5 protein-coding genes and 1 pseudogene are annotated in these 4298 nt (G+C 31.8%); all 6 read left to right on the forward strand.

The genetic code is table 11. The features are described 5' to 3' along the window. A pseudogene (locus tag GQ540_RS10505) lies at positions 1-297 on the forward strand (bifunctional aspartate kinase/homoserine dehydrogenase I); the annotation flags it as partial. Positions 298-360: 63 nt separating this feature from the next. After that, positions 361-1530 carry an aminotransferase class I/II-fold pyridoxal phosphate-dependent enzyme gene (locus tag GQ540_RS10510; protein ID WP_291800793.1) on the forward strand — a complete coding sequence of 390 codons (1170 nt, stop codon included), beginning with the start codon at positions 361-363 and terminating at the stop codon, positions 1528-1530. 123 nt (positions 1531-1653) lie between these two features. Continuing rightward, complete coding sequence (locus GQ540_RS10515) at positions 1654-1923, forward strand: DUF2061 domain-containing protein (RefSeq protein WP_291800795.1); 270 nt, start codon at positions 1654-1656, stop codon at positions 1921-1923. 11 nt (positions 1924-1934) lie between these two features. Further along, positions 1935-2552, forward strand: coding sequence for a phosphoadenosine phosphosulfate reductase family protein (locus GQ540_RS10520; RefSeq protein WP_291800797.1), 618 nt, complete (start codon positions 1935-1937; stop codon positions 2550-2552). A gap of 10 nt (positions 2553-2562) precedes the next feature. Then, positions 2563-3462 carry a sulfate adenylyltransferase subunit CysD gene (gene cysD, locus GQ540_RS10525; protein ID WP_291800799.1) on the forward strand — a complete coding sequence of 300 codons (900 nt, stop codon included), beginning with the start codon at positions 2563-2565 and terminating at the stop codon, positions 3460-3462. Between the two features lie 109 nt (positions 3463-3571). After that, a partial coding sequence (locus GQ540_RS10530) for a GTP-binding protein (RefSeq protein ID WP_291800801.1) occupies positions 3572-4298 on the forward strand: 727 nt, incomplete at its 3' end.

Genomic DNA, 4298 nt, shown 5'->3' on the forward strand with positions numbered 1-4298 from the left:
GCTATGGATACCTATTTTCAAGATATAAAAGACAATCAAAAAGAAAATCATGTCTTAAGGTACATTGGTGATTTGTCTGGTAACTTACAAGAAGATAAAGGAAATTTAGATGTAAAATTAGTTTCTGTATCAAGTAATAGTGCTTTGGGGCAAATACAAGGAGCCGATGCTATTTTTGAGATTTATACAGAGTCTTATGGTGAAAAACCATTGGTTATTCAAGGCGCAGGAGCTGGTGCAGCAGTTACAGCCCGTGGTGTTTTTGGAGATATTTTAAGGTTAGCAGATAAAAATTAAATAAGAATTTTAAGACGAATTTGTCATACTGAGCTTGTCTAAGTATTGATTAAAAATAGTATTATGAGCAAAAATAAATTTGAAACAGACGCAATTAGAACGCAATTAGAACGCTCACAATTTCAAGAGCATACAACACCAATGTACTTAACTTCAAGTTTTGTATTTGAAGATGCTGAAGAAATGAGAGCTTCATTTACTGAAGAAAAAGATCGAAATATATACTCTCGTTTTAGCAACCCAAATACAACTGAGTTTGTTGATAAAGTAATTCAAATGGAAGAAGCTGAAGACGGTTATGCATTTGCAACTGGAATGGCTGCTGTGTTTTCAACTTTTGCTGCATTGTTAAGTAGTGGTGATCATATTGTTTCTGCTCGTTCCGTATTTGGATCAACACATACGCTGTTTACAAAATATTTCCCAAAATGGAATATTGAAACTTCGTATTTTGATATTAATAACCCTGCTGAAATAGAAGCTTTAATACAGCCTTCAACTAAAATTTTATATGCTGAATCGCCAACAAACCCTAGCGTTGATATTATTGATTTAGAGTTGCTTGGAGATATTGCTAAGAAACATAATTTGTTATTAGTAATAGATAATTGTTTTGCAACACCATATATTCAGCAACCAATTAAATTTGGAGCAGATTTAGTGATACATTCAGCTACAAAATTAATGGATGGACAAGGTCGTGTGTTAGGTGGAGTAGTAGTTGGAAAATCTGATTTAGTACGTGAAATTTATTTATTTTCTCGAAATACGGGTCCTGCATTATCTCCATTTAATGCGTGGGTTTTAAGTAAAAGTTTAGAAACTTTAGCAGTACGAGTTGATAAACATTGTGAAAATGCATTAAAAATAGCCGAATTTTTAGAAAATCATTCAGCAGTTTCAAAAGTTAAATATCCTTTTTTAAAATCACATCCACAGTTTAAAATTGCTAAAAAGCAAATGAAATTGGGTGGTAATATTATTGCAATTGAAGTAAAAGGAGGATTAGAAGCTGGTAAAAAATTCTTAAATGCAATTAAAATGTGTTCATTATCTGCAAATTTAGGCGATACACGTACAATAGTTACACATCCGGCTTCAACAACTCACAGTAAGCTATCTAACGAGGAGCAATTAGCTGCAGGAATTACACCTGGTTTGGTGCGTGTTTCTGTTGGCTTAGAACATGTTTCTGACGTAATTCAAGATATAGATCAAGCGTTAACTAGTTAAATAACAACAGCATATTTATTAAATGTGTTAAATATTTATATTTTTTAAATCTATTAGTCTATAGAATTGGTAGGGTAATAAAATAAATGTACTTTTGACCTCAGAAAAATGAATATATAAAAAATGATACTAGATCAAATTTTAACATCAAATAAAACAAAGTCTGAAAAGAGTTTTGAGGCTGTTAAAAATTCAGAAAAAGCGACACGTAGTATTGTAAAAGCTATAAGTTGGAGAATACTTGGTACGCTTGATACTATATTAATATCGTGGATTATAACAGGTGAAATTGCGTTGGCACTATCTATTGGTTTGGTTGAAGTTGTAACCAAAATGGTATTGTATTTTTTTCACGAAAGAATTTGGAATTTAATTAAATGGGGAAAACAATAAAGTAGGAGTACATGGAAAATTTAAATATAGAAGCATTAAATAAAGAATTAAAAGATAAATCACCGTCGCAAATTATTGCTTGGGCATTAGGTATTGCAAAAAATCCGTTGGTTACAACAAACTTTAGGCCTTATGAAGTTGCAATACTACATGCGTGTACAAAAGTTGAAAATAACTTAAAAGTAATTTGGTGCGATACAGGTTATAATACACCAAAAACGTATGTTCATGCAAATGAATTAATAGATAGTTTAGGGTTAAATGTTCACTTATACGTTCCAAAACAAACGTCTGCACATAGAGATGCAACTATTGGAATTCCTCAAATTGATGACCCTTTGCACACATTATTTACAGAGCAAGTAAAATTAGAACCTTTTAATAGAGCCATGAAAGAACATCAGCCAGATGTTTGGTTTACCAATTTAAGAAAAGGTCAAACAGCTTTTAGAACTAGTATAGATATACTTTCTATGAGTAAAGATGGATTGTTAAAAGTAAGTCCTTTTTATCATTGGACAGATGAGCAATTAGATGCTTATTTAACCAAAAATAATTTGCCTAACGAGTTTACCTATTTTGACCCAACAAAAGTATTAGAAAACAGAGAATGTGGTTTACATTCATAAATTATTGAAAATGACAGAGAAATTACACATAAACGCATTAGAAAACGAAGCAATCTACATTTTTAGAGAGGTTGCTGCACAGTTTGAAAAGCCAGTATTATTATTTTCTGGTGGAAAAGATTCAATAACATTAGTTAGGTTGGCTCAAAAAGCATTTTACCCAGCAAAAATTCCTTTTCCATTAATGCATATTGATACAGGTCACAATTTTCCTGAAACTATTGAATTTAGAGATAGATTGGTAGAAGAATTAGGTGTAGAATTAATTGTTAGAAATGTACAAGATTCTATAGATCAAGGAAAAGTAAAAGAAGAAACGGGTAGATATTCAAGTAGAAATATGCTACAAACAACTACACTTTTAGATGCTATTGAAGAATTTAAATTTGATGCTTGTATTGGTGGAGCGCGTAGAGATGAAGAAAAAGCAAGAGCAAAAGAACGTATATTTTCTGTACGTGATGATTTTGGTCAATGGGATGAAAAAAACCAACGACCTGAATTATTTGATATGTTGAATGGAAATATTGATTTAGGTCAAAATGTACGTGTTTTCCCAATTTCAAACTGGACAGAGTTAGACGTTTGGACGTACATTGAGAATGAAGATTTAGAAATTCCTTCTATATATTTTGCACATAAAAGAGACATATTTGTTCGTGACGGATTAATTTGGTCAGCGTCTGAACACGTGTATAAAGATGAAGAAGAAGAAGTTGAAGAACGCATGGTTCGTTTTAGAACAGTAGGTGATATGAGTTGTACTGCAGCAGTAGATTCTTATGCAGAAACTATTAGTGAAGTAGTAGCCGAAATTAGAGATTCAAGCATTTCAGAACGTGGAGCAAGAATAGATGATAAACGATCTGAAGCTGCCATGGAAAAACGCAAGCAACAAGGATACTTTTAATCAAATTAACAATAAAAAGTAATTCTGAAAATATCACACTGAGTAAGCCTGTGTTGAGCGCAGTCGAAATATCGAAGTGTTGTTTCAGAATAACATAACAATATTAAAAATGGAAGTTTTAAAAATAGCAACAGCAGGAAGTGTAGATGATGGTAAAAGTACTTTGATAGGGCGATTATTATACGATACAAAATCATTAACAGACGATAAATTAGAAGCTATTGAACGTAGCAGTAAACAAAAAGGCTACGATTATTTAGATTTTTCGTTGGCAACAGATGGTCTAGTAGCCGAACGTGAGCAAGGAATTACTATTGATGTAGCTCATATTTATTTTTCAACAAATACAAGAAGTTATATTATTGCAGATACTCCTGGTCACGTTGAATATACTAGAAACATGGTTACAGGTGCTTCAACATCACAAGCAGCAATTATTTTAATCGATGCAAGACACGGTGTAATTGAACAAACCTATAGACACTTTTTCATCAATAATTTATTGCGTATTAAGGATGTAATTGTTGCCGTAAATAAAATGGATTTGGTTGATTTTTCAGAAGAAAGATACAATGAAATTAAAGCTGATTTTCAGAAACTAGTTGAGAAAAGCGATTACGAAGATCAGAATATAACTTTCATTCCAGTAAGTGCTTTAAAAGGAGATAATGTGGTTGAAAAATCTACTACAATGTCTTGGTATAATGGTAAAACATTATTAGAACATTTAGAAAAATTAGACACTGCTGATGTTTATAATAATGGAAAAATGCGTTTTCCTGTACAATTTGTTATTCGTCCAAAAACTGAAGAATTTCACGATTACAGAGGATATG

The sequence above is a fragment of the Lutibacter sp. genome (assembly GCF_013139515.1).
Classification (GTDB): Bacteria; Bacteroidota; Bacteroidia; order Flavobacteriales; family Flavobacteriaceae; genus Lutibacter.